The following is a 26708-nucleotide window of genomic DNA, read 5'->3' on the forward strand; positions in this document are numbered from 1 at the left end:
CGGCTGGTTTTCGGTTCGTTCCCCTCGGTCGCGTCGGCAGGGCTTCGCCTACAGTGCCGGTGGCCGGGGGTCAAGTTCGCGCCGTACGAAACCGCCGCCTACCTGCATGTCCGCCGCGCGCGGACTTGACCCCCGGACACCGGTGCTGTACCCCCCGGGCTGACGACGCGACCGAGGGGAACGGACCGCACCACCCCACAAACCGCCACCGCTGAGACTCACCCAGCCACCCGAGGGAACCGCGCTAGTTTCCCTGAGGTTGCCGAGGCCCGCCGGAGGCCCGGCCCTTCACCACAGCCCTTGACCTTGACCTTGCTTGTGGCTCTTGATCTGGCCTTTGCTCGTGCTCTGACTTGCCGGAGTTGAAGAGGCCTGAGGTGCGGCGGGATTGTGAACGCGCGAACCGGCAGCCGACAAACACACCCACCACCCCGAACCCCGAACCGGCACAACTATGACCGAAGGCCGTAAAAAGCTTTGAAACCCACAGACCAACCGCAACCCGCCCCACAAACTCCAGCCCCCAGCAAACTCCACCGCCAACGAATCCCGCCCGCCGACCGGCACGTCGCAAACCACGTCGCAAACCACGTCGCAAACCACGTCGCGAACCACCTCGCGGAAACTCCCGGGCAATCGTTGCCTGATACAGCACTAGAACCAACCGTCCCGACACGATCAAACCCGGGGCACATCAGAGTGCGGCGCGATCCCGGTGCGGTTCAGGTCGGCCTCTCCTCGACTCCATCATCAAGGGCTGCGAGTCGGCTTTCGACACGGTCGGCATCGGCACGCCTGTGTTGGGATTGATAGAGGGACAGGGCCTGTCGCCATGCGCTGCGGGCCTCGCTGCTTCGGCCGAGGGCTGCGTGCGCCTGGGCGAGCCGGTCGAGGACGCCGGCTTCTTGGTAGGTGTTGCCTAGTTCGTGGGTCAAGACCTGTGCCCGGCTGAAGTAGTCGAGCGCGCGCCGGTGCTCGCCGAGGCCCTGGGCGACTGAGCCCAGGGTATCCAGGTTCGCCGACTCGCCGTGGCGGTCGCCGCTCTCCACGCACATGACCAACGCCTGCTCGGAGGCTGCGCGGGCTTCGTCATAGCGCCCGAGCCGAAGAGCGCACCATCCGACCGCGTTGAGGGCGGTCGCTACCAGGCGCGATTCGCCGAGGGCCTGGTACAAGCGCAGAGCCTGCGTGGCGTGGGTCAATGCCCGCTCATCGTCTCCCTTCTCCGACCACACCACGACGAGTGCGTTGTGAGCGCGGGCCTCGTGATCGACGTCGCCATGGCGGCCTGCGAAGTCGAGGGCCTGTTCCAAATGGCCGAGGGCCTCGGTGTGAGCGCCCACGCGGGCGTGGGCCATACCCAGCAACCGGTGGGACGGTGACAGCAGACTGGGGTCGCCCAGCCGCTCGACGGCCGCCACTGCGACCTGCCAACAAGTGACCTGGTCTCGGAGGTAGCCTCTGCGTAGCTGGAAGTTGTTCATCATCCAGGCCAGTCGCCACACGGCGGAATGCCAGCCGCGAACCGCCGCGGCCTGTTGCGCGGCGAGGAGGCCGGCATATTCGGCGTCGAACCACGCGAGCGCCGCGGTCAAGTCGAACGGTGAGGGAGCGAGGTAGCCCGCTTCCGGCACGCCGATGTCCACTGCCACGCGGCGTGGGTTCACCAGCTCGTCCGCGGCGTGCGCTGTGTGAACGTAGTAGCCGAGGAGTCGCTCCAGTGGTCGCTCAAGTGATCCGGTGGTTGCGTTGCTTCCACCCTCCGGTAGCGCGGCGAGAGTGTCGTCGGCGGGCACGGGGACAAGCGATCGCGCGTAGAGGCGCACGAGGTCGTGGAATCGGTAGCGGCCCGGGGCGCGCTGGACGAGCAGATTCTGATCGAGCAGGGAGTCCAGAAGTCGCTCGACGCTGTCCAGGTCGGTGTCGGCGAGGTTCGCGGCGGCGTAGGTGTCGAAGTCGGGACCCGGAACCAGCCCCAGGTGCCGGAACAAGTTCTGCTCCGCGGCCGGGAGGTGGCGAAAGGACAGCTCGAACGCGGCGGCCAGGCTGCGATCGTCGTCCTGGAGGTGGCCCAGGCGGCCGTGTTCGTCGCGAAGTTGTCGCACGAGGTGGTCTGTCCGCAGGGCTCGGCGGTGGCGCAGGCGGGCGGCGATGATCCTGATGGCCAGCGGCAGGAAGCCGCACAGGGCGAGGACCTCGGGCAGCATGGGATCGTCGGCGGGCAGTCGGCCCGGTCCGGCGATCTTGTGGAACAGCGCGGTCGCGTCCGCTTCGGTCAGCACGTCCAGCGGAAGGTTCTCGGCGTCGTCCAATCCGGTCAGCCGCCCGCGGCTGGTTATCACCACGAGGCAACCGGCGGAGCTTGGGAGCAGGGGTTTGACCTGGGCGGTGTTGAGAGCGTTGTCCAGGATGATCAATGTTCTGGTTCCGGCGAGACGGTCCCGGTAGAACGCGGCACGCGCCTGAGGATCCGCGGGAATGCGCTGGGGCGGTACGCCGAGGGAGCTCAGGACCGAGTGGAGCGCTTGGTCGGCGGTGAGCGGGGCGAGGCCGTCGGTGTATCCCCGCAGGTCGATGAAGAGTTGTCCGTCCGGGAAGCGGTCGACGATGTCGTGTGCCGCGCGCAGGGCGAGCGACGTCTTGCCGATGCCGCCCATCCCGTCGATCGCGGTGATCACCACTGTTCCGACCGATCCTTCGGATACGGCCCGGGCCGTGTCGGTGAGGCGCTGGAGTTCCTCGGCACGTCCGGTGAACGCCCGGGTCGGCGTCGGTAGCTGATGACGGCCCTGGACCGACCGGGCTTGTCTGCCCGGGGCCTGATTGGTCAAGGCGTCCTGTTGGGCTTGGCGCAGCACACGGCCGGGTTCCAAACCCAGCGCGCGCACCGAGCGGACGGCCGCGGCAGCCGTCTGGGCCGCTTGGGCCGGTTCGCCGGCGGCGTGCAAGGCGCGGACCAGGAGGGCGGCGAGACGTTCGCGTTCGGGATGGTCGGCGTGTGGGCCGCGCAGCATGGCGATCGTCTCGCGGACGCGGTCTGCGCGCAGGTCGATCTCGGCGAGTTCCTCCAAGGCGTCCAGGCGGCTCTGTTCCAGGGCCAGGCCAGGGTCGCGAAGCCATGGACTGTCCAGGTCGGCCAGAGGGATGCCGCGCCACATGCCCAGGGCGCGGCGCAGGTGTGCCTCGGCCTGCTCGTCGTCGGCGGCCTCGTGATCGGCGCGGGCCTGGCGGATCAGGGCGGTGAACCGGTGGGCGTCGACCAGTTCGGGGTCCACCTCGGCGACGTAGCCGGGCGGTCGGCTTCGCAAGCTGATGCCGCCCGCCGGTTCCAGGATCTTGCGAAGCCTGGCGATATAGCCGGCGACCAGCTTCTCGGCGGTGCTCGGGGGGTCCGGGGGCCAGGCGTAGGCCACGATCCGCTTCGTCGGCACCGCCTGGCGCGGGTGCAGCAGCAGCACGGCCAGAACGCACTTCTGCTGGTGGCCGCCCAGCTCCAACTGCTGGTCAGCGTGCCAGGCCTGCATGTCTCCCAGTAGCCGGAACTCCGTCATCGCTCCCCCTGAAGCATCGCGATCCCCGCGAGCAGTCTCTCCGTTCGAGTAGACGCCGTTGTGTGCTTCTGCGCGTGCTTTTCACCGGATCGTTGCGGCACGGGCTTCCATCCGGATTGCGCGATGGTTGCGCTCGGATTCGCATCCTGGACGCGCACTCTGAAAGCGCTGGTCGGTGCCGCCCGCGATGCAGGCCAGGCCGACAGTGATGAGGAGAAGAGAACCCTGATGAGAGTGAACGAGAACCCGAACCAGACCCCGATGAAGCCGCTTATCGTCACCTGCCCGGCCTGCGCCGGCACCGGACGGGTCCTCGGCGACGACTCACAAGTACGCGTGGCCTGTCGGCTGTGCTGGGAGCACGGTGTCGTCGCACGGATAGCCGCCGAGCAGTATCTGCGCGCCAAGGAAGACGCCCTGCCGACGTCCTGAGCCGGACCGACGCCTCTGATGCCTCTGACGCCTAAGTGCCAGGCGACGTGCTTCAAGTCTTCGGTCCCCCCAGAAGCAACGCGGCGCCCCCGGTTGACCAGCCGGGGGCGCCGCGCCACAACGTCTGCTGCGCGAACCGTGAACGTGAACCGTGAACGCGAACCGTGAACCGTGAACCAGCCAGTGCTCAGCCGACGGCGGGAAGCAGGACCTGCTTGATCCCGGCCGACCCGTCCAGCACCGCCTGGTATGCCTGGACGGCGTCGTCCAGCGGCCACGTCTTCGCCGCCGGGGGGACGAGGAAGCCGCGCTCGAACAGCGGCCGCAGCTGGTCGAAGATGTGCGCGACGTCGGCACCGTCCAGGAACACGGTGGCCAGCCCGGTGAGGTGCAGCTGACGGCTGATGATCTCACTGACGGGGACGCTCGCCTGTCGGTCGGGGGCGCCGGCGGCGATCATGGCCATCCGGCCTCCGGACCGGAGGCTGCGAATAGCGGGTTCGGACAACGCGCCGCCGACGGTGTCCAGGGCCGTGTCGGCGCCGCGCCCGTCGGTGAGGTCGAGCACCGCCTCGCGGATGTCGGTCGGGTTGATGTCGGTCGGGTTGAGATCGGTCGAGCCGGCGCCGGTCGAGCTGATGTCGATGAAGTGCTCGACACCGGCGGGCCGGCGCCGACCGACCACGATCGGTTCCGCGCCGCGCCAGCGGGCGATCGCGGTCGCGGCCTGGCCGACCAGTCCGGAGCCGCCGGTGATCAGGACCGTCTCGCCGGGCTGGAGCTCCAGGCTGTTGATCAGCGCCTGCCAGGCCGTGAAATGGGATCGGCCGACGGCGGCGGCCTCGGTCATCGTCAGGCACTCGGGCTTGCGGGAGAGCCACGTCTCGGGAAGGACGACGAAGCGCGCATGCGTGCCCGGCCGCTTCTCCCCCACCGCCATTCCCAGCGCCGGCCCGGAGCCCCACACTTCCTCGCCCTGGTGGGCGCCGTCGGAGACGACGACCCCGGCGAAATCACCGCCCGGGATCATCGGCAGCGGACTGCCCAGCAGGCCTGCGGCGTTGGCGATGTCGAGCGGGTTGACCGCGGCGGCGTGCACCTCGACGAGCACCTCCCCGAGGCCCGGTTCCGGCACCGAAACCGAACGGTGGGCCAGCGACTGCGCCGGCGGCCCGCCGGCTTCCATCACGACGGCGTCCATCTGCGGCGCCACTGGGCCCTCGGACGATGTCAGGGTGTTCGATGTCAGGGTATTCATGTCAGATCCTTTCGTTGCTGTTCGGGTGGTGGGGTTGTTCGAGCCGCCTGCCCTCAGGACAGCGGAGCCTCCGCGGCGAGCCCGACCTGAGACTGGTACGCGGGATAGCTCAGCTGGTTGGCGTCATAGATGACGGTCAGCCGACTGACCTTGCCGGCGTTGTCGAGTTCGATGCAGGTGTGTCCCCGGCGCAGCGGGGCGGCGCCGGGGGCGGCCGACCACTCGTAGCCGCCGCCACGACGGCCGCCCTCGGTGTGCAGCACCGCGGCACCGATGCCATACGGGAGCCGGCCGAGCGCCCGGGCGTAGTAGCGCTGGGCCTGGAGGCGACCGCAGACCCGGGTGTGCGCGGACAGGTCCTCGATGACGACGTCGGCGGACATCAGCCCGACGGCCGCTGCCGCGTCCCCCGCCGCGAACGCCGCTTGCAACGCCCTGGCGGCCTCGACAACGGCCGGATGAGCGTTCTGCTCGGAATCCTTGAAATCAGTGGGGTAGGCGCCGCCGATGACGGTGGGAGGAGTCAGGGCACCGCGGCCGTCCCAGTAGTCCACCCATCGGGTGATCTTGCCCTGGCCGTCGAAGACGATCGGGGAAAGGGCACGCAGTTCCGCACCGAAGAACGGCGGGGTGTCCACGAACTCGACGGCGGCGCTTCGCATGTCGCCGACGATCCGCACCGGATACGACAACGCGGTGGCCGGCACCTTCGGGAAGTACGCGGTGAACAGGTCGTTCACCTGCTGCCAGCTCATCAAGGCGGTGCCGAGGTTGGCGTCGATGTACACGGTGTTCGCCCGGGAGAAGTAGGACATGACCCGGGGGACGTCGTGCCGGCTCTTTGCCGCGAAGAAGCCGCGCAGGAGTTCGGCGACCTCGGCAGTGCAGTGCGAGGTATCCACGACGGCGGGTGGGTAGGGCAGCCCTGCCGTGCCGCCTGCCGTGCCGCCTGCCGTACCGGCGGGGCTGCTCGTTCCGGCCGCGACCGCGGTGCCGGCCGTGAACACGCCGGCAGCGCCGAGAGCCGCGGCCGCTCCGGCCGCCGCCCCGGTGCGGAGCAGCGTCCGTCTGGTGGTCGCGTGCTGTGTCGGGTGCGTCATTGGTGGGTTCCTTCGGATCGGGCGGCCCTGTCGGCCGGCTGCCTCCACGCTCGGCGGTGCCACAAAGGGAGGGTCAACAGGGCGTGCCGGCCTGGACCCTCCCCTTAGGGGAGCGTCCATACTGGGCGAATGCCAGCCGCGCTTTCCATCGGTGACCTCTCCCGCGCCACCCACCTGAGCATTAAGACGTTGCGCCACTACCACCGCGTCGGGCTCCTGGTGCCGGCCGACATCGACGCGAGCACCGGGTACCGGCGCTACACCACCGACCAGATCCCTACGGCCCAGGTCATCCGCCGCTTCCGGGACCTGGACATGCCGCTGGAGCGGATCCATGCCGTACTGGAGACCTCCGACCTGGCCGCGCGCAACGAGCTCATCGCCGCCCACCTGGCGAGCCTGGAGCAGAACCTGGCCCGCACCCAATCCGCGGTCGCGTCACTGCGCGACCTGCTCGCCCACCCGTCGGCCGCCGCCCCGGTCACCCACCGCCGGGTCCCGGCGACGACGGCGGCGGCCATCACCGCCACCATCACGATGGCCGAGCTGGTGCCCTGGTACCTGGGCGCGTTCAGCGAACTGCACGCCACCCTCGAGGCGCGCGGCATCCGCCCGGCCGGCCCGGCAGGCGGGACCTACGCCGGGGAACTGTGGGCGGACGAGCGCGGGCAGGCCACGCTCTTCATCCCGACGGCAGCCGAGATCCAGCCGCTGGGCCGGGTCCAGCCCGCGATCGTGCCCGCCGCCGAACTCGCGGTCATCATGCACCCCGGCTCACCCGCCGACCTCGACCGGGCCTACGGGGCACTGGCCGCCTACGTCGCAGACCACGCACTCCAGGTGGACGGCCCGATCCGCGAGTACTACCTGGTCGGCCGAGAGGACACCGCCGAGGAGAACGCGTGGCGGACCGAGATCTGCTGGCCGATCTTCAGCACCGGGGCAGCGGCCTGGACCCACCCCAACGGGCCGCAGCCTCAACAGTCGCCGACGCAGTCATAGTCGGCAGGCGATCGTCAGCGGTCCCAGGTTGCGGCGAGGATTCGGCCGATGTCCGCGGCCCCCTGCGGGAGAAGGTGACCTGGGGCGGCGGCTACTGGATGGTGTGTCAGGGTGCCGAGAATGGGGGGTGCCCAGGGGTGGGCTTGGCGTGCGGTGAAGAGGGTCGCGTCGCCGGTGAAGGTCTGCGGCTGGTGGATGGTGAGCAGGCGCCTGTTGGTGTTCAGGACCTCGATCATGCCGGTGGCGGCTACGGATTCACGGTCGCAGCGGCCGAGGGAGCGGCTGGCGAGGTCCCATGCCGCTGCGCCTTCGAGACGCGGGGCGGGGGCAGGGGCCGCGGCAGTGGCAGTGGCAGTGGCAGTGGCAGTGGCATCAGGCTCCTGACCGGGCTCCAGGAGCGCGAGCCGTGCGACATCGCCTGCCTGCCCAAGCTGCGCGGCCATGGCGTGGGCGGTGACCGCGCCGAAGGACCAGCCAAGAAGGTGGTAAGGGCCGGTCGGCTGGTGGCGGCGAATGTGCGACACGTAGTCCGCGGCCATGGCCTCGATGCTCGTCGGGCGGGTGACGGAGCGGCCGATGCCGCGGGCCTGGATCGCGTACACCGGGCGGTCCGGGGCCAGGTATGGGAGAAGCGCCGTGTAGCACCAGCCGAGGCCGCCCTCGGGGTGGATGCAGAACACCGGTTCGCCGGTGCCGGCCGAGCGGAGGGGGACGAGGACGTCCAGCCAGTCCTGGGGCGCGGGTTCGTCGAGGCTTCGGGCCAGGCCGGCCGGGGTGCCTGTGCGGAAGAGGCGGTCCAAGGGGACGTCGATGCCCAGGACGGCCCGAATGCGCCAGACCAGTCGGCCGGCCGACTGCGGGTGCCCGCCGAGGCAGAAGTCGTCGTCGCCGTCCACGCGGGGCAGGTCCAGCACCTCGCTGAAGATTTCGCAGAGTGCTGCCACGGCAGGGTTGGGTACGCGGCTCGCGGACACGCGTGACACCGGCGCGGGCAGCGCGGCGCGGTCCAGCTTGCCGTTGAGCGTGCACGGCAGTTCCGGGACGACGACCACATGCGCGGGGACCATGTGGTCCGGCAAGTTCCAGCGCGCGAAGTCGCGGACCCCGACGGTGTCCAGCTCACCGGGGCGGCGCGCGAGGACATACGCGACGAGGACCTGTCCGGCGGCGCCCGGCGCAGATCGTGGTGCCACCACAGCCCGAGCAACCTGCGGATGCCGCTCGAGGCAGGCCTCGACCTCGCCGGCCGCCACCCGGAAGCCGCGGATCGACATCTGCTGATCAGCGCGGCCCACGAACTCCAGCCGACCCTCGTGGTCCCACCGTGCCAGGTCACCGGTGCGATACATACGCTCGCCGACGTCCCGGAACGGGCAAGGCACGAACCGCTCGGCGGTCAGCCCGGGCTGCCCGAGATAGCCACGCGCCACCGACGTCCCGGCGACGCAGACCTCGCCGACGACGCCCGGAGGCACCGGCAAGAACCCGTCGTCGAGCACGAACAACGCCGCGCCGTCGACAGGATCACCGACGCAGACGGCGTCCGGCTCCGCAGCGGGATCGACGCGAGAGCTCGAAGCGGTGACGACACGCGTCTCGGCCTGACCGTACAGATTGTGCGCCCTCACGCCGTGCCGCGACGCCAACCGCCGCAGCCCCGGCCCCGCCCGAAACGCCTCGCCGCCCTGAAACACATCAGTGAGCGAAGGCAGCTCCCGCCCCTGAGCCGCGGCCACCTCGAGCAGCGTCTCCAGCGTCGACGCCGGCCCATAGAGCTCGTTGACCCGCGCGGAGTCCAGCCACGCGACGGCCGCCTCACCAGCTCGCCGCTGCTCGTCCCGGGGCAGTACGAGCGTCTTGCCGCACACCAGCGCGCCGAGCGTATCGTGCACCGACAGGTCGAACCCGAGCGCCGCGAACTGGCCGACGCGCGTCCCCGGACCGCCCGGGAACCGGCGCCGATGCCACAACAGCAGGGCGGCCAGGCTGCGGCGGGTCATCACGACGCCCTTCGGCGGGCCGGTCGCGCCCGAGGTGTAGACGATGTAGGCCGGGCACTCCCCGGGGCACTCATCCGGGACGGGATCAGCAGCGCCTGTCGAGATCCGCGCAGCCATCTCCGTCGCGTCCAGATCCAGCACCGGAGCCTGGAGCGCCGCCAGCCGCGGAAGCACCCGGGACTGGGACAGGATCACGCCGGGCCGGGCAGCGCGCACCACCTCAGCGAGCTGAGACAGCGGCAGGTCCAGATCGAGGGGCAAGTAGACGGCCCCCGCCTTGAGAATCGCCACGAGCGCGACGATGAGGTCAGGACACCGCCGCAACGCCACGCCGACGACCGATTCCGGTCCCAGGCCCCGGGCCTGGAGAAGTCGGGCCAGCCGGTCGGAGCGCTCGTCGAGTTCCCGATACGTCAGCAGCGAGCCTTCGAACTCGACGGCGATCTCGTCGGGCCCGCGCAGTACCTGGTCACGGATCAGTCCCGGCACGCCGGCGGCTGTCGAAATCGCCGGCGCGGGCTTCGGAAGCAGCAGCAGACGTTCCGACTCTGTCAGGATATTGAGTCGGGACAGTGCCGTATCAGGCGCGGCGACGACCGATTCGAGGATGAGGGCATAGCGCTCCAGGAAGCGCTCGACCGTCTTCCGGTCGAACAGGTCCGCGTTGTACTCGACCCGTGCGGTGCTCCCGCCGGCCGACAAGAGAACCGCGAGATCGCATTGCGCCGTGCCGGTGTCGACGGGGATCTCGGTGAGCTCGAGCCCGTCCAACGCGATGGCGGCAGGCGGGGAGTCCTCGAAGGCCATCATCACCTGGAAGAGCGGATGCCGTGCGGGATGCCGGGGATGGTTCACCGCGTCGACGATGGCGTCGAACGGCGTACCCTGGTGCGCGAACGCGTGCAGATCGGCGGCTTTGACCCGGTCCAGCAGCTCGGAGAAGGTCGGGTCGCCGGACGCGTTCACGCGCAACACGAGGGCGTCGGCGAAGCGCCGGTTCGGGAACGACGCGCCCAAGGGGATGTCCGAGCCCGCACCGAGCCGGGTCAGAAGCGCGACGGCGGCCGCGTGGAACACCATGAAAGCACTGGTCCGGCTCGCGACGACAAGCCGCTCGATACCGGGGCGGAGATCGGCGGGTAGCTCGACCCGCAGCAGGCCGCGCTCGCCACCGGGATCGGCCGGACGCCGGCGATCGGTCGGGAGTCGCAGCTCCTCGGGCAGCCCCGCGAGATGTTCGACCCACTCGGCCAGGCCGATCGTGTCGGCGCCGGACACAACAGGCTCCTGCCATGCCGCGAGGTCCCCGTACCGCGACCTCGGCGCCGACCACACCGGAGCTCGGCCAGTGCACCGCGCGCGATACGCCTCGCCCAGATCGGCCGCCAGCCCGGCCTTCGACCACTCATCAGCGGCGATACGATGCACCACCAGCGCCAGCACGTGCCGGCGCGGGCCCAGCTCAAGCACCTCGGCACGCACCGGCAGATCCGCGCCGAGGTCGAACGCGTGCTGAGCGACCGCCCGAAGCCGAGCGCCGAGTTCGTCGGCCCCGATCCGCGCACGCCGCACCACGAACCGCAGCTCCCACGGATCCACCACCCGCAGAAACTGCCCCCCGTCCGCCTCCCGCACCACCGTCCGCAGCGACTCATGCCGGGCAAGCACGTCGCCGAGCGCGGCGGTGAGCGCGGCGGTGAGCGCATCGACGTCGAGCGTCCCTGCCAGCTCGAACGCCATGGCGACGTTGTGCGCGGGATCGGGCCCGGCGACGCGCTCCGCGAACCACAACCGCCGCTGCGCAGCCGACAAGGCCGCGCGCCCGGCCCGCCGGCCGTCGCGGACCAACGGACTTTCGTCGAGAACTGACACGCCGTTCACCCTCCCGTCGCCACCGAGGTCAGGCCCGGGGCCCGGCCAGCCGGCGGAACACGCCGATGATCGCCGGCGCGTTCCGCTCATCCAGCATCGTGAAGTGGTCCCCCGCGGTCTCCGCCACCGACAGGTCGGGGATCATCGACCGCAGCGTCTGCTCGTAGACCGGGAACGTGGTGGTCGCGGCCTTCGAACGCCGGCCGGGGCCGGCTGCCAGGCACTCCGGCGTGACCAGGACCGTCACCGGGCTCCGCACCGCCGGGACCTGCGCGGCGCAGAACGCCTCGTAGAGCAGGCCGGCCGCGGTCACGGGACGGGAGTCCGGAAGCATCGCGATGCTCTCGTCAATGACCTCCGACTCCGCCACCAGGGCCTTGATCCGGTCCAGCACATCCGGCACCGGATCACCCGCCGCACGTCCCGCGACCAGCTGGTCGACCAGCGCGGCGGCCTGCCGGTGGTCGGCGACGCACTGCCGTAGCGACGCCACGGTCCCGGCGTCGGGCATCGCGGGCTCCAGGAGCAGGGTCCTGACAGTCTCGCCCTCCTGCTCCAGCCGCGCCGCCATCTCCAGCGCCAGCGGGCCGCTGAGCGACCAGCCGAGCAGGTGGTACGGCCCCGCCGGCTGAGCGCGGCGCAGGTCGGCGAGGTACGCGTCGGCCATCTCCGAGACCGTCGTCAACGGTTCGGCGCGGCCGTCGATGCCCCGCGCCTGGAACGCGAGCAGCCCGTCGGGACCGTCGAGCACGGCCGCGAGGTGCCGGAACCAGTGCACGCTGCCACCGCTGGGATGCACGCAGAACAAGATCCGGCCGCCCGGCTCCGGCTTGCGGAGGGTGACGAGCGTGGAGTCGTCCTGGGGCGCTCCCCCGGCCTGGTCGATCAGTTGGCCGATGGTGGCGTGCGCGAACAGGTCGGCCAGGGTCGGAGTCAGCGGCGTGGCGCCGTGGATGCGGGAGAGCAGTTGGACCGCGAGCAGCGAGTGGCCGCCGAGAGCGAAGAAATCGTCGTGGACGCCGACCCGCTCGACGCCAAGCACCTCCTGCCAGATGCTCGCGAGCGTGCGCTCGAGAGGTGTCTCAGGAGCCCGATAAGTGGCGGCCGACGCCCCTTCCGGTGCCGGTAGCGCGGCGCGGTCGATCTTGCCGTGCGGGGTCAGCGGCAGCTCCGGCAGCACGATCAGGTGCTGGGGACGCAGATAGGGCGGTAGGAGAGCACGAAGATGCGCGCTGATCTCGTCGAGATCGACACCGGCGTCCGGGTCCACGGGGACCAGATAGGCGATGAGGGCGGTCGCTACGCCCTCGTCATAGCGGGGTGTCACGTGCGCGGCGTTGACTGACGGATGCCGGGTGATCGCGGCTTCGATCTCGCCGGGTTCGATGCGGTAGCCGCGGATCTTCACCTGGTCGTCGGCCCGGCCCAGGAACTCGACGGCACCCTCGGCCAACATCCGGCCACGGTCACCAGTGCGGTAGAGCCGCGCACCAGGCAGCGAAGAGAACGGATCCGGAACGAAACGCTGCGCGGTCAGACCGGCACGACCGTGGTAGCCACGCGCCACACACGCGCCGCCGATGAAAACTTCGCCGACCACACCGACCGGCGCCGGACGCATCGCTTCATCGAGCACATACATCGTGGTATTCGGGATAGGGCTGCCGATCGGCACCGTCTGCGTCGCAACAGGACCGGTCACGCGATAGACACTGTTGGCAACGGTCGCCTCAGTGGGACCGTACTCGTTCAAGAGCACAGTGTCGGTCTCGCCAAACGGCCACGTCTTCAGCGCCGACGCCGGAAACGCCTCGGCACCGACCACCAGCACGCCGGCGAGGTCCGCGATCTGCTGCGCGCCAAGCTGGTGCGAGAGCAGCTCAAGGTGCGAAGGCGTGAGCTTGATGAAGCTGAACGGACCCCGCCGCACCAGCTCCTCGCCCAGCGAGGACAAATCCAAGTCCTGGCCGAACACATGCACACGCTGACCCAAAACAAGCGGCGTATAGAGATTGGGCACCACCGCATCGAACGCCAGCGACGAGAACAACGGAGCACCACCACCGGCCCGATAGGCATAGCCATCGACACACCACTGCACAAAGTTCGCCAGCGCCTGATGCTCGACCATCACACCCTTAGGCCGACCGGTCGAACCAGACGTGTAAATGACATAGGCCAAAGAACCCGGGTCGATATCCACCCCCGGATCAGAATCCGGCATCCGATCAATCGGACCATCAGCGACATCCACCGCCACAACCCGCCCGACGAACCCGTAGAACAACCCGACCAGACTCTCCTGAGTCAACACGATCTTGGCAGCCGTGTCACCGAGCACGTACTCACACCGCTCCACCGGGAAACCCGGATCCAGCGGAACATACGCCGCACCCGACCGCAACACCCCCACAAGCGTCGCGACCAGATCAAACCCCCGATCCAGACACACACCCACCACCGACTCCGCACCCACACCCGACGCCAGCAGAAACGCAGCCACCTGATTCGCCCGCGCATCCAACTCCGCGAACGTGAACTCCCGGCCATCCGGCCCAACCACACCCACCGCCTCCGGCGCCGCCAGCGCCTGCGCAGCGATCCGCTGCGGAACCGAGAAGGACGGCAGCACAACCGCGGTGTCGTTGTAGACCTCCACAACCTGCCTGCGCTCAGCCTCCGACATCAGCGCCAGATCAGCGATCGCCACATCCGGATCCGCAGCCACCTGCTCCAAAATCCCGACAAACGCCGCCGCCAACCGCTGCCCGGTCTCCTCGGTGAACAAATCCCGCCGGAACACCAAAGCACCTTCCAGCGCACCATCCCGCTCAGCCAGCGACACACTCACGTCGAACTTCGCGACCTCGCGGGGCATCTCGAGGGCTTCGGCCGAGACTCCGGGCAGGTCGAATGTCGACTCCGGGGTGTTGTCCATCTCGAACCACACTTGGAACAACGGCGTGCGCCCCAACTCCCGCGCCGGCCGCAGCTCCTCCACCAACTTCTCAAACGGCACGTCCTGGTGTTCGTACGCTTCCAGCGCCGACGAACGGACCCCGCACAGCACCTCGCGGAACGACGCGTGCCGTGGCACGCCGGAACGGATGACGACGGCGTTGAAGAACAGACCGATCAGCCGCTCGAGCTCGACCGTGCCGCGACCCGCCACCGGCGAGCCGACGGCCACGTCCTCGACCCCGGCCCACCGCGACACCAACACGTCGAACCCGGCCAACGCCGCCATGAACAACGTCGACCGCTCCGAACCGGCCAGCCCACGGAGGCCGGAAACCACCGACTCCGGGACGTGGAACCGGACCGAGCCACCGGACCACGACCGCGATCCACCACGAGTGAAGTCAGACGGCAGTTCCACCGGGGTCAAGCCGGCCAATCGACGGCGCCAGAAGCCGACCGACTCCGTGAACCGCTGCCCCGCCATCAACTCGCGCTGCCAGACCGCGAAGTCGACATACTGCAGCGGCAACTCCGCGAGCCCGCCCATGTGTCCTGATACCGCTGCGGCGTAGAACTCCGACAGCTCTCTGACGAACACCCCCGCCGACCAACCGTCGAAGACCGCGTGATGCACGACGAACAGCACCACCCACTCATCGCCGGCAACCCGCAACACCCGAACCCTGAGCAACGGACCCTGCGACACATCGACCGGAATCACCGACTCGGCGCTGATGACCTCGGCCACCGCCACGTCGACATCGACATCGCCACCGGCAACGGCAACGGCATCGGCATCGGCATCGGTATCGGTATCGGCGCTCCGCAGATCCTGCTCACACCAATCCACGGCACCCGCCACCGGACCGACCACACCAACCGGTTCCCCATCAACCTCCACCAACCGAGTCCGCAAAGCCTCATGCCGACCGACAACACCGTCAACCGCACCACACAGAGCCCCGACATCCAACGCCCCCGAGAAACACCACCCGAAGACGACATTGAACTCCGGACTGCCCTCATTCAACCGATCCAGGAACCACACCCGACGCTGCCCGAACGACACCACCCCCGAACCCCGGCCCGACGCCGAAGGCGGGGCCGGCAGCTCGACGGCGGCAGCCGGTTCAACCTGGCGGATCAGCCGGCTGATGGTGGGGTGTTCGAACAGCTCGGGCAGCGTAGGGGCGAACGGCGTGGCGCTGCGGATGCGGGAGAGCAGCTGGACCGCGAGCAGCGAGTGGCCGCCCAAGGCGAAGAAGTCGTCGTGGACGCCGACGCGCTCGACGCCGAGCACGCCCTGCCAGATCTCCGCAAACGCCTGCTCCCATTCGGTAGTGGGGGCTTCGCACTCGGCGGCTGGAGCGAACTCCGGCGCTGGCAGTGCCGCGCGGTCGATCTTGCCGTGCGGGGTCAGCGGCAGCTCCGGCAGCACGATCAGGTACTGCGGACGGAGGTAGGAAGGCAGCGCGGTCTGAAGGTGAGAACGGATCTCCTCCTTGTCGATGCCCGCAGCCGCCGCTGTCGGCACGAGGTAGCCGATCAGGCCGGTCGCGGCGCCGTCAACGATGTGCGGCGCGACGAACGCGGCCGAGACGGAGGGGTGCCGCGTCAGGGCGGCTTCGATCTCGCCGGGTTCGATGCGGTAGCCGCGGATCTTCACCTGGTCGTCGGCCCGGCCCAGGAACTCGACGGCACCCTCGGCCAACATCCGGCCACGGTCACCGGTCCGGTAGAGCCGCGCACCAGGCAGCGACGAGAACGGATCCGGAACGAAACGCTGCGCTGTCAGACCGGCACGACCGTGGTAGCCACGCGCCACACACGCGCCGCCGATGAACACTTCGCCGACCACACCGACCGGCGCCGGACGCATCGCTTCATCGAGCACATACATAGTCGTGTTCGGGATAGGACTGCCGATCGGCACCGTCTGCGTCGCAACAGGACCGGTCACGCGATAGACACTGTTGGCAACGGTCGCCTCAGTCGGCCCGTACTCGTTCAGCAGGACCGTCTCGGTCTCGCCGAACGGCCAGGACCGGAGTGCGGATGCCGGGAAGGCTTCGGCGCCGACCACCAGCACGCCGGCCAAGTCCGCGATCTGCTGCGCGCCAAGCTGGCGTGAGAGCAGCTCAAGGTGCGAAGGCGTGAGCTTGATGAAGCTGAACGGACCCCGCCGCACCAGCTCCTCGCCCAGCGAGGACAAATCCAAGTCCTGGCCGAACACATGCACACGCTGACCCAAAACAAGCGGCGTGTAGAGATTGGGCACCACCGCATCGAACGCCAGCGACGAGAAAAGCGGAGCACCACCATCGGCGCGATAGGCATAGCCATCGACACACCACTGCACAAAGTTCGCCAGCGCCTGATGCTCGACCATCACACCCTTAGGCCGACCGGTCGAACCAGACGTGTAAATGACATAGGCCAAAGAACCCGGGTCGATATCCACCCCCGGATCAGAATCCGGCATCCGATCAATCGGACCATCAGCGACATCCACCGCCACAACCCGCCCGACGAACCCGGAGAACAACCCGACCAGACTCTCCTGAGTCAACACGATCTTGGCAGCCGTATCACCGAGCACGTACTCACACCGCTCCACCGGGAAACCCGGATCCAGCGGAACATACGCCGCACCCGACCGCAACACCCCCACAAGCGTCGCGACCAGATCAAACCCCCGATCCAGACACACACCCACCACCGACTCCGCACCCACACCCGACGCCAGCAGAAACGCAGCCACCTGATTCGCCCGCGCATCCAACTCCGCGAACGTGAACTCCCGGCCATCCGGCCCAACCACACCCACCGCCTCCGGCGCCGCCAGCGCCTGCGCAGCAATCCGCTGCGGAACCGAGAAGGACGGCAGCACAACCGCGGTGTCGTTGTAGACCTCCACAACCTGCCTGCGCTCAGCCTCCGACATCAGCGCCAGATCAGCGATCGCCACATCCGGATCCGCAGCCACCTGCTCCAAAATCCCGACAAACGCCGCCGCCAACCGCTGCCCGGTCTCCTCGGTGAACAAATCCCGCCGGAACACCAAAGCACCTTCCAGCGCACCATCCCGCTCAGCCAGCGACACACTCACGTCGAACTTCGCGGCGACCAACGGTACTTCCAGCTCCTGCGCCGTAACGCCGGGAAGATCCACCGTCGACTCAGGTGTGTTGTCCATCTCGAACCACACTTGGAACAACGGCGTGCGCCCCAACTCCCGCGCCGGCCGCAGCTCCTCCACCAACTTCTCGAACGGCACGTCCTGGTGCGCGTACATGTCGAGCACCGTGCGCCGCACGTTGCGCAGCACGTCGCGGAAGGTGGCGGCGCGCGGTACCTCGGTACGGAGCACGACCGCGTTGAAGAACAAGCCGATCAGCGGCTCCAGCTCCATCACGCCGCGACCCGCCACCGGTGAGCCGACGGCCACGTCCTCGACCCCGGCCCAGCGCGACACCAACACGTCGAACCCGGCCAACGCCGCCATGAACAACGTCGACCGCTCCGAACCGGCCAGCCCACGGAGGCCGGAAACCACCGACTCCGGCACGCGGAACCGCACCGAACCCCCGGACCACGACCGCGACCCACCACGAGTGAAGTCAGACGGCAACTCGACCGGGGTCAAGCCGGTCAATCGACGGCGCCAGAAGTCCACCGACTTCCCGAACCGCTCGCCCGCCATCAAATCCCGCTGCCACGCAGCGAAATCGCCATACTGCACCGGCAAGTCCGCGAGACTCGCACCACGCCCGGACACGGCACCGGCGTAGAACTCCGACAGCTCTCTGACGAACACCCCCGCCGACCAACCGTCGAAGACCGCGTGATGCACGACGAACAGCACCACCCACTCATCGCCGACAACCCGCAACACCCGAACCCTGAGCACTGGACCCTGCGACACATCGACCGGAATCACCGACTCGGCGCTGATGACCTCGGCCACCGCCGCGTCGACATCGACATCGCCACCGGCAACGGCGGCGGCAACGGCAACGGCAACGGCGCTCCGCAGATCCTGCTCACACCAATCCACGGCACCCGCCACCGGACCGACCACACCAACCGGTTCCCCATCAACCTCCACCAGCCGAGTCCGCAAAGCCTCATGCCGACCGACAACACCGTCAACCGCACCACGCAAAGCCCCGACATCCAACGCCCCCGAGAAACGCCACCCGAAGACGACATTGAACTCCGGACTGCCCTCGTTCAACCGATCCAGGAACCACACCCGACGCTGCCCGAACGACACCACCCCCGAACCCCGGCCGGGAAGCACCGGGTTCCGGCGCCGGGCCGCGCGCACCGCGGGCCGCGAGTCGACCGCGGTCATCTCAGGCCACCTCCTCGAGGTCCGCGAGGGCCTCGCGGACGGCCTCGACGAACTCGGCGAAGACCGGGTACTCGAAAAGCAGGATCACGGGGAGTTCGACGTCGTACTCGGCCTCGATACGGCTCAGGATCTTCACGGCCGCCAGCGAGTGCCCGCCGAGCTCGAAGAAGTCGGCGTCCGCCGCCGGCGGGTCGACAGCCAGCACGTCGCTCCAGACCGCGGCGGCCAGTTCGGCCAGCACGGCGGGGCCGGCCTGCACGGCCACGGCGGTGGCGGCAGCGGTAGCAGTGGCAGTGGCAACGTCAGCGGTGACAGTGGTCTCGATCAGCTCGGTCATGACAGTCGCTCTCCGTTCGTGGCGGCGATCTCGGTAAGAAGGGTGACCCACCGCTCGGCCAGGTCCGCGACCGTCTCCGGGGCGAACGCCGCGCGCGGGTAGATGAACGTCGACTCGAGCGTGCCGGCGGGCGTCGTCTCGGTCTCCAGGGACAAGTCGAAGGCCGTTTCGCGGAGCTCCAGCGCGACCGGCTCGGCGCGCAGCCCCGGCAGCTCGGGCAGCGGCCCGCGGGCCTCGGCGTGCGCGTGGACGACTTGGAACAGCGGATTGCGGTGGCGCGGGCGGGGCGGCCGGAGTTCGCGCACCAGCAGGTCGAAGGGGACCTCCTGGTGGGCATATGCCTCGGCGGCCGTGGTCTTCTCGGCGCGGACCAGCTCGGCGAACGACGTGCCGGGCTCGCAGCGGGCCCGCAGCACGACGGTGTTGACGAACAGCCCGACCAGGCCCTCGGCGCCGGCCGCGGCCCGTACCGACACGGGGGTGCCGATCGCCAGGTCCTCCTCGCCGCTCCAGCCGGCGAGCACCAGGCGGAAGGCAGCGGTCAGGACCATGAAGTACGTCGCTCCCTCGCGGGCCGCGACGGCGCGCAGGGCCTGGCAGGTCGCGGCATCGACCGTGCCGGTGAGCATGGCCGCCGACCGGTCCGGACCGCATGCGTGGTCAAAGGGCAGATCGGCCACGGACAGGCCGGCCAGCTGCTCACGCCAGAAGGCGACGTCCGGTTCCAGCGTGCTGTCGGCGATCCGGCTGTTGGACCAGGCCGCGTAGTCGGCGTACTGGAACCGCAGCTCGGGCAGCTCGGGCTCGGTTCCGGCGAGTGCCGCACGATAGCCGGTCGCGAGTTCGTCGAGGACGACCCGCTTGGAGGCCGCGTCCGTGGCGGCGTGATGGAAGCTGAGGACGAACAGCCACTCGTCCGGCCCGGTCCGCAGCAGACGGGCCCGCACCGGTAGTTCCTTGCGGACGACGAACGGGGTCGCGAGTTCCTCGGCGATCAGTTCGTCGGCGGCCACGGCCGGATCGGCACCCGGCGGCGCCTCCTCGACGGCGAAGCGGAGCAGCGTCGGGGACAGCGGGATCCCCACCGGTTCGCCGTCGCGCTTGCGGATGCCGGTGCGCAGCACTTCGTGCCTTGCGACTATCCGTTCCACCGAGGCACGAAGCAGCTCGACGTCGAGCCGGCCGCTCAGCCGCAGCACGATCGGGGACAGATACTGGGTGCTCCCCGCGACCAGCTGCTCGTGGAACCACATGCTCCGCTGTCCGCTGGACAACGGCAGCCAATCCGTTCGCACGGTGCGCACCGGCCCGCTCACCTGGGTGGAGGCCGAGTCGAGCTCCGCGGCCATTGAGGCCGGAGTCGGCTCACGAAAGACGGCGCGCAGCACGGTGGCGACGTCGGCGCCCGGGGTCCGGATCGCGAGGACCGCCGCCATCCGGGCCGCCGACAGCGAGTCGCCGCCGAGCACGAAGAAGTCGTCGGTGACGCCGACCCGGTCCAGGCCTAGGACTTCAGCCCAGACCTCGGTGACCACACGCTCGGCCACGGTGCGCGGCTGCGCGTAGGGACCGGACCAGTCGGCGCGACCGGCCGACACCTCCGGGAGCCGGGAGCGGTCGGCCTTTCCGTGCGCGTTGCTGGGGATCTCGGCGAGTTGGTGGAAGGCCGCCGGCAGCATGTAGTCGGGCAGCCGTCCGCGCAGGAAGGAGCGCAGAGCCGCCGGGTCGGCGGGCTCTGATATCGCGCTGTCCGGTACCCAGTACGCGACGACGGTCTTCTCCCCGTCGCGCTCCCGCACGGTCGCGACCGCCTCCAGAACCCCGGGATGCGCGACGAGCGCCGCCTCGATCTCGCCGAGTTCGACCCGGTGGCCGCGGATCTTGACCTGGTCGTCGATGCGGCCCAGGAAGTCCAGTTCGCCGTCCTCGCGCCAGCGTGCGAGGTCGCCGGTCCGGTACATCCGCGCGCCGGGCCCGGCCGCGAAAGGGTCGGGCACGAAGCGCTGCGCGGTCAGGCCCGGCCGGCCCAGGTAGCCGCGGGCCAGGACGTCGCCGCCGATGAACAGCTCACCGACCACCCCGATCGGCGCGGGCCGGCCCTTGGAGTCCAGGACGTAGGCGGTGCTGGAACGCACCGGCTTGCCGATCGGGACCGCCTCGCCGAGGTCGGCCGGGGCGTAAGGGTGGACGACGACGCCGACGGTGGTCTCGGTGGGCCCGTACTCGTTGATGACGCGGATGCCGGGAGCCAGCGCGCGCCAGGCCAGCACGGCCTCGCGGCGCAGCGCCTCGCCGCCGGCGACGATGGTCCGGACGGACGTGATCCGCGCGCCGGCGGGCAGGTGGAAGCGGAGCGCGTCCAGGTGCGTCGGCGTGAGTTTGATCCAGCTGTAGTCGCGGTCCGTGCGCAGGAGTTCCTCGGCCAGGGCGCTGATCGTGTCCTGCTCGGTGACCATCACCGTCTCCTTGCCGCTGAGCAGCGACAGGAACAGCGGGGTCACCGTGAAGTCGAAGCCGAGCGAGGAGTGGACCAGGGTGCCGTGCCGGCCCTCCTGCACGAAGCCCTCGCGGGTCCAGGCCAGGTGGTGGATCAGGCTGCGATGGGTGACCGCCGTGCCTTTCGGGCGGCCGGTCGAGCCGGAGGTGTAGATGACGTAGGCGATGTCCTCGGGGTCCGGTGCCAGAGCGCTGAGATGGATGACGGGATCCGCGCGCAGATCGAGGTAGGCGTCGCCGACGAGTACCGGGCGCGCCGCGGTCGGCGGCAGCGCGTCGGCGAACGCCGCGTCGGTGACGACCAGGACCGGTGCCGCGTCTTCCAGCATCAGGGCGATGCGCTCGGCCGGGTAGCCGGTGTCGAGCGGCAGGTAGCCGCCGCCTGCCTTCAGGACCGCGAGGATCGCGACCATCGCGTCCAGACCACGGGGCAGGAACACGCCCGCCAGGCCACCGGGGCCCAGGCCCGCTGCACGCAGGTGCCCCGCGAGCCGGTCTGACAGCTCGTTGAGTCGGCGGTAGGTGGTGCTGACTCCGTCCGCGGTCACGGCCACGGCATCCGGGGTCCGGCGTGCCTGCGCCCGGAACTGCTCGTGGACCAGATCCCCGCCGACGTTGGCCGGTCCGGTCCCCCAAGCCGTCAGCAGCTGCCGCTCCCGGGCACCGACGAGGTCGATGTCGCCGATGCGGGTCCCGGGGTCCGCCAGCGCCGTGCGCAGCACGTTCTCGAAGTGGCCCTGCATCCGCCGCACGGCCCCGGTCTCCAGCATCGCCGTGCGGAACGACCAGAAGCCGGTGAGGCCGTCGGCCGAGGGCTGGAGCGACACCGAGAGGTCCAGGGAGGACGAGGGGTCGAATAGCTGCTCCCAGGAGGCGTCCAGGCCCGGCAGCTCCAGCGTCTCCTCCGGCGTGTTGATGAGCTGGAACAGCGCCTGCACCACCGGCTGGCGGCCCGGTTCGCGGGCCGGCCGCAGCTGCTCGACGACGCGTTCGAACGGCACGTCCTGGTCCGCGTAGGCGTCCAGGGCGACGTCCCGCACCCGGGCCAGCAGTTCCCGGAAGGTGGGATCGCCGGACAGGTCCAGGCGCAGCGCGATGGTGTTGACGAAGAACCCGATCAGGTTCTCCAGCTCGAGCCGCAGCCGGCCGGCGACCGGGATCCCGATCACGATGTCGTCCTGCCCGCCGCCGCGCGCGAGCACGATCGCGAAGGCCGCGAGCAGCACCATGAACAAGGACACGTTCTCGGCCGCCGCGACTTCGCCCGCGGCGGTGATCAGCGTGGTGTCCAGATCCTTGATCTCAGTCTCGCCCCGCGTACCCTCCCCTGCCCGCGACGCCGCGCCGCCGGGCAGCGCCAGCCCGACCGGGGCGCCGGTCAGGCGCTGGGTCAGGGCGGCGAGCCGCTGGTCGAACTCGCCGTCGGCGAGCTGCCGGCGCTGCCGGGTCGCGTAGTCGGCGTACTGGGACTCCGGTTCGGGAAGCGGCGAGGGCCGACCGGTGTGGAAGGCCCCGTACAAGGCCGACAGCTCGCGGCGGATCAGTGCCTCCGACCACGCGTCCGCGACCGCGTGGTGCAGTCCGAGCACCAGGACGTGCTCGTCGGCGTCGAGGCGGAGCAGCTCCCAGCGGACCGCCGGTTCCTCGGTCAGCCGGTAGCGCCGGCCGCCGATCTCCCGGGCCACCCGCCGGGCCCGTTCCCAGCGCTCGGGGCGGTAGCCGCTCAGGTCCCGGGGCGGCAGCGAGACCGGACGCGCGGGGGTCACGCGCTGCACCGGCACGCCGTCGCGGATCGCGAAGACCGTGCGCAGGATCTCGTGCCGGCGCTGGATCTCGCTGACGGCGCGCTCCAGCGCCGGCAGGTCCAGGCGGCCTCGCAGCCGGGCTAGGAAGGTGTAGTTGCTGACGCCGGTCTGCTGCGCCATCTGCTCAACGAGCCACATGCGCTCCTGGCCGCAGGACAGCGGCGCCTCCGCGTCCGGCGCGGTCCGGCGGGCCCGGGGGTCGGGCCGCTCGGCGGCGCCCTGCCGGGCCAGCAGGGCGAGGTCCAGCGCCGTCGCCGGGGCCGACTTGGGCGTCGGCGGGCGGGAGGTGAGCGACTCGGTCACCGGGGGTCTCCTGTTTGCGGGACGGCGTCAGGGGACTCCGTCGCTCGGGCCAGCAGGGTGAGGTGGCGCTCGTGCAGTCCGGAGATGGTCGCGGCGTCGAACAGGTCGCGGCGGTACTCCCACAGGCAGCGGGTCGTGCCGCTATCGGTCTCGACGGCGAGGGACAGGTCCAGAGACGACACCGGGGTGAAGAGCTGCTCGCGGTCCACCCGGAGTTCCGGCGGCCAGGCGACCGGATCGCCGGCGGGTTCGTAGTGGTAACAAGCGCTCTGGATCAGGGCACGGCGGCCGATCGGCGTAGGGAGCGACTGGTCGGCCGCGACGAGGTCGAAGGGGACGTCCTGATAGGCCATGGCGTCCAGGACGGCACCCCGGACCTGGTCCAGCGCGGACCGGAACGACAGCTCGCCGGAGACGTCGATCGGTAGCGGGACCAGGTCGGCGAGCAGGCCGACGACGCGTTCCAGTTCGGGGCGCCCCCGGCCGGACATCGGCGTGCCGAGCACCATCCGGCCGACGCCGCCGAGGTCCCGCAGCTGGAGCGCGTAGGCGGTCAGGTGGACCATGAACTCCGACGCCCGCTCGGATCGGGCGAGTGCGCGGACGCGCTCGACGAGATCGGCCGGGATGGGCTCACACAGTGTCGCGCCGCTATACGAGGCGGATCCGTAAGGTGCGCGGTCAAACGGGAGCGCGAGTTCGGACGGGTACTGCTTCAGGGTGCTGCGCCAGTAGGCCCGATTCGCTTCGTAGCCACCGGCGGCCTCCTGCCGCTGTTCCCAGAGCACGAAGTCGGCGTACTGCACCGGCGTCGAGGACCGGCCGGCTGGTTCAGTCCCCGTCACAAAGGCCTGATACAGCACAGCCAGGTCCTCTTCGAGGATCCGCTCCGAGGCCGCGTCGGCGAGCAGGTGGTGCAGCCACAGCACCAGGATGTGGTCGTGCTCGCCGACCTCCAGCAGCCACCAGCGGACCGGCGGCTGCGAACGCGGAGAGTACGAATGGCGCGTGACCTCCAGCACGTGGTTCCGGGCTGCCGCATACGGATCCGCAGTGCCGGTGAAGCTGTGGTGCTGGATCGGCACCTCGCCGGCGGCCAGGACCATCTGCTGCCTGTCACGCTCCCCGTCATGACCGGCTCCGTCCGGGAAGACCGTGCGCAGGATCGCGTGCCGCCGGTGCAGCTCGGTGATCGCCCGCTCCAGCGCCCCGGTGTCGAGCAGGCCGCGGATCCGGTAGGCCAGCACGAAGTGCGTCACCCCGCCGCCGTCGGCCTCGGCCCGCGCCATCGCGCGCTGCGCCGCGGACAGCGGCACCGCTGCGGGCGCGGGCCCGAGCCGAGGCGGGCCCTGGGCCCGGCGGCTCCCGGCCCGCGCGGCCAGCAGCCGCTCGTCCAGCGACGTCAGGGCACTCATCCACCGACCCCCTGCGCGGCCGCGGCGTCGCGGACCGCGCAGACGAACTCGCCGAGCTCGGCGTGGTCAAACAGGGTCCGCACCGGCAGGTCGAGGTCGAAGTCGCGGCGCAGCCGGATAGTGACCTGGGTGGCGCTGAGCGAGTTGCCGCCCAGATCGAAGAAGTCGTCGTCGCGGCCGATCACCGTGCTGTGCAGCACTTCGGACCAGATCTCGGCGATGGCTTCCTCCAGCGGCCCCAGCGGCTCGGCCTCCGGGACGCTCTCGCGGCCGGCGTCGCGGTCCGGAGCCGGCAGCGCGCGCCGGTCGAGCTTTCCGGCCCCGCTGGCCGGCAGCGCGGCGAGGACGACGACGTGCGCGGGGACCATGTAGGCGGGCAGGGCCCGGGCGCAGAACTCGCGCAGTTCGGCAGGATCGGCCTCGTGGCCGGCAGTCGGGACGACGTACCCGACGATCTCCTGCGCGCCGGGGGTGTCCTCGCGCACGATGGCCGCGGCCTCGCGGACGTCCGGGTGCCCGGCGAGGGTCTTCTCGATCTCGCCCGGCTCGATCCGGAAGCCGCGCACCTTGACCTGGCCGTCGACCCGGCCCAGGAAGTCGATGGTGCCCCGCTCGTTGCGGCGGACCAGGTCGCCGGTGCGGTAGAGCCGGCCGCCTTCGGTCCCGGCGGCGGGATCGGGGTCCGGGACGAAGCGTTCGGAGGTCAGGCCGGGGCGGCCGAGGTAGCCGCGGGTGACTACGGGCCCTGCGACGTAGAGTTCGCCGGGGACTCCGACCGGCACCGGACGCAGTCCGTCGTCCAGGATCCGCACCGGAACCCCGGGCAGCGCCTGCCCGATCGGGATCGGTGTGCCGTCGGGCTCGGTCACCTGGTGCGCGGTCGTCACGATGGTCGCTTCGGTGGGGCCGTAGAGGTTGAAGAACCTCCGGCCCGGCGCCCAGCGGGCGGCCAGCGCCGGCGGGCAGGCCTCGCCGCCGACCGTGACGGTCCGCAGGTCGGGCAGCTCGGCGTCGTCGGCGACCAGCGCCGCCAGGCTGGACGGCGGCAGCAGCAGGGCCGTGACGCGCTCGGTGCGCAGGAAGCCGGCCAGGTCGGCCAGGTCCGCGGGCGCCACGTGCAGCGACGCGCCGCAGCCGAAGGCCATCAGCAGCTCCAGCACCGAGGCGTCGAAACTGAACGACGCGAACCGCAGCACCCGGTCCTGCGGGCCGAGGGCGAGCACGTCGTCAACGGCCCGGAGGATGTCGCGCAGGCCGCGGTGCGGGATGCCGGCGCCCTTCGGGCGGCCCGAGGAGCCGGAGGTGTAGATCACGTAGGCGAGCTGGTCCGCGTGGCCGTCGGCGCCGGCCGGGATCGGGCCGGGATCGGCGGATCCGGCCGTCGCACCGAGTTCCTCGACGGTCAGCACCGCGGTGCCGGCCGGAAGCTCGGGCAGCCTGTCGGCCAGGCCGGAGGATGTGATGATCACCGCCGGTGCGGAATCCGCCACCATGAAGCCCAGGCGCTCGGCCGGATAGCTCGGCTCCAGGGGCAGGAACGCTCCCCCGGCCCGCATCACGGCCAGCGTCGCGACCACCTGGTGGATGCCGCGCTCCAGGTGGATGCCGACGATGGTCTCGGTGCCGATCCCGGCTCCGATCAGCGCGTGGGCCAGCCGGTCCACCTCGGACCGGAGGTCGGCATAGGTCAGGTGCCGGCCGCCGGCGGCCAGCGCGACCGCACCGGGATCGCGGCGGACGACTTCGTCGAAGTGCCGCAGGAAGGTCCAGGAGTCGTCGCTCGGAGCAGGCGCCTGGGCCGCCGGGGACACCGGGGATG

The 26708-nt window shown here is 70.3% G+C and carries 11 protein-coding genes; 2 read left to right on the forward strand and 9 right to left on the reverse strand.

Going from position 1 to position 26708, the window contains the following annotated elements; all coding sequences use genetic code 11:
* Positions 1–722: 722 nt before the first annotated feature.
* The gene (locus tag KGQ19_RS32875; RefSeq protein ID WP_212016530.1) at positions 723–3551 is read right to left on the reverse strand and encodes an AfsR/SARP family transcriptional regulator; all 2829 of its coding nucleotides are present in this window, start codon (positions 3549–3551) and stop codon (positions 723–725) included.
* Between the two features lie 228 nt (positions 3552–3779).
* Between KGQ19_RS32875 and KGQ19_RS32880 the strand changes: the two genes are divergently transcribed.
* Positions 3780–3983, forward strand: coding sequence for a hypothetical protein (locus KGQ19_RS32880; RefSeq protein ID WP_212016532.1), 204 nt, complete (start codon positions 3780–3782; stop codon positions 3981–3983).
* Positions 3984–4170: 187 nt separating this feature from the next.
* Here KGQ19_RS32880 and KGQ19_RS32885 read toward each other — a convergent pair whose 3' ends face one another.
* Complete coding sequence (locus tag KGQ19_RS32885; RefSeq protein ID WP_212016534.1) at positions 4171–5241, reverse strand: quinone oxidoreductase family protein; 1071 nt, start codon at positions 5239–5241, stop codon at positions 4171–4173.
* Between the two features lie 53 nt (positions 5242–5294).
* On the reverse strand, positions 5295–6341 hold the full coding sequence (locus KGQ19_RS32890; RefSeq protein ID WP_212016536.1) for a hypothetical protein: 1047 nt from the start codon (positions 6339–6341) through the stop codon (positions 5295–5297).
* A 129-nt stretch (positions 6342–6470) separates the two neighbouring features.
* Here KGQ19_RS32890 and KGQ19_RS32895 point away from each other — a divergent pair, with 129 nt between their 5' ends.
* Positions 6471–7343 (forward strand): MerR family transcriptional regulator, encoded by an 873-nt coding sequence (locus KGQ19_RS32895; RefSeq protein ID WP_212016538.1) that lies wholly within the window; start codon positions 6471–6473, stop codon positions 7341–7343.
* A 14-nt stretch (positions 7344–7357) separates the two neighbouring features.
* On the opposite strand, the gene KGQ19_RS32900 is transcribed toward KGQ19_RS32895, so the two are convergent.
* From KGQ19_RS32900 to KGQ19_RS32925, 6 genes are all read right to left on the reverse strand, one after another.
* Positions 7358–11215, reverse strand: a complete 3858-nt coding sequence (locus KGQ19_RS32900) for a non-ribosomal peptide synthetase (RefSeq protein WP_212016540.1) — start codon at positions 11213–11215, stop codon at positions 7358–7360.
* A gap of 28 nt (positions 11216–11243) precedes the next feature.
* Positions 11244–18533, reverse strand: a complete 7290-nt coding sequence (locus tag KGQ19_RS32905; RefSeq protein ID WP_212016542.1) for a non-ribosomal peptide synthetase — start codon at positions 18531–18533, stop codon at positions 11244–11246.
* Position 18534: 1 nt separating this feature from the next.
* Complete coding sequence (locus tag KGQ19_RS32910) at positions 18535–18870, reverse strand: phosphopantetheine-binding protein (RefSeq protein WP_212016544.1); 336 nt, start codon at positions 18868–18870, stop codon at positions 18535–18537.
* Positions 18867–23474 (reverse strand): non-ribosomal peptide synthetase, encoded by a 4608-nt coding sequence (locus tag KGQ19_RS32915; protein WP_212016546.1) that lies wholly within the window; start codon positions 23472–23474, stop codon positions 18867–18869. Before KGQ19_RS32915 ends, KGQ19_RS32910 begins: the two co-directional genes overlap by 4 nt.
* On the reverse strand, positions 23471–24889 hold the full coding sequence (locus KGQ19_RS32920) for a condensation domain-containing protein (RefSeq protein WP_212016548.1): 1419 nt from the start codon (positions 24887–24889) through the stop codon (positions 23471–23473). Before KGQ19_RS32920 ends, KGQ19_RS32915 begins: the two co-directional genes overlap by 4 nt.
* A partial coding sequence (locus KGQ19_RS32925; protein WP_212016550.1) for a non-ribosomal peptide synthetase occupies positions 24886–26708 on the reverse strand: 1823 nt, incomplete at its 5' end. The genes KGQ19_RS32920 and KGQ19_RS32925, both read right to left, overlap by 4 nt.

Source organism: Catenulispora pinistramenti (assembly GCF_018274385.1).
Lineage (GTDB): Bacteria > Actinomycetota > Actinomycetes > Streptomycetales > Catenulisporaceae > Catenulispora > Catenulispora pinistramenti.

Coding starts and splice junctions, on each gene's coding strand:
- KGQ19_RS32890 (WP_212016536.1), bottom strand. CDS start 6,341: ATGACGCACCCGACACAGCACGCGACCACCAGACGGACGCTGCTCCGC.
- KGQ19_RS32885 (WP_212016534.1), bottom strand. CDS start 5,241: ATGAATACCCTGACATCGAACACCCTGACATCGTCCGAGGGCCCAGTG.
- KGQ19_RS32905 (WP_212016542.1), bottom strand. CDS start 18,533: ATGACCGCGGTCGACTCGCGGCCCGCGGTGCGCGCGGCCCGGCGCCGG.
- KGQ19_RS32910 (WP_212016544.1), bottom strand. CDS start 18,870: ATGACCGAGCTGATCGAGACCACTGTCACCGCTGACGTTGCCACTGCC.
- KGQ19_RS32880 (WP_212016532.1), top strand. CDS start 3,780: ATGAGAGTGAACGAGAACCCGAACCAGACCCCGATGAAGCCGCTTATC.
- KGQ19_RS32895 (WP_212016538.1), top strand. CDS start 6,471: ATGCCAGCCGCGCTTTCCATCGGTGACCTCTCCCGCGCCACCCACCTG.
- KGQ19_RS32920 (WP_212016548.1), bottom strand. CDS start 24,889: ATGAGTGCCCTGACGTCGCTGGACGAGCGGCTGCTGGCCGCGCGGGCC.
- KGQ19_RS32875 (WP_212016530.1), bottom strand. CDS start 3,551: ATGACGGAGTTCCGGCTACTGGGAGACATGCAGGCCTGGCACGCTGAC.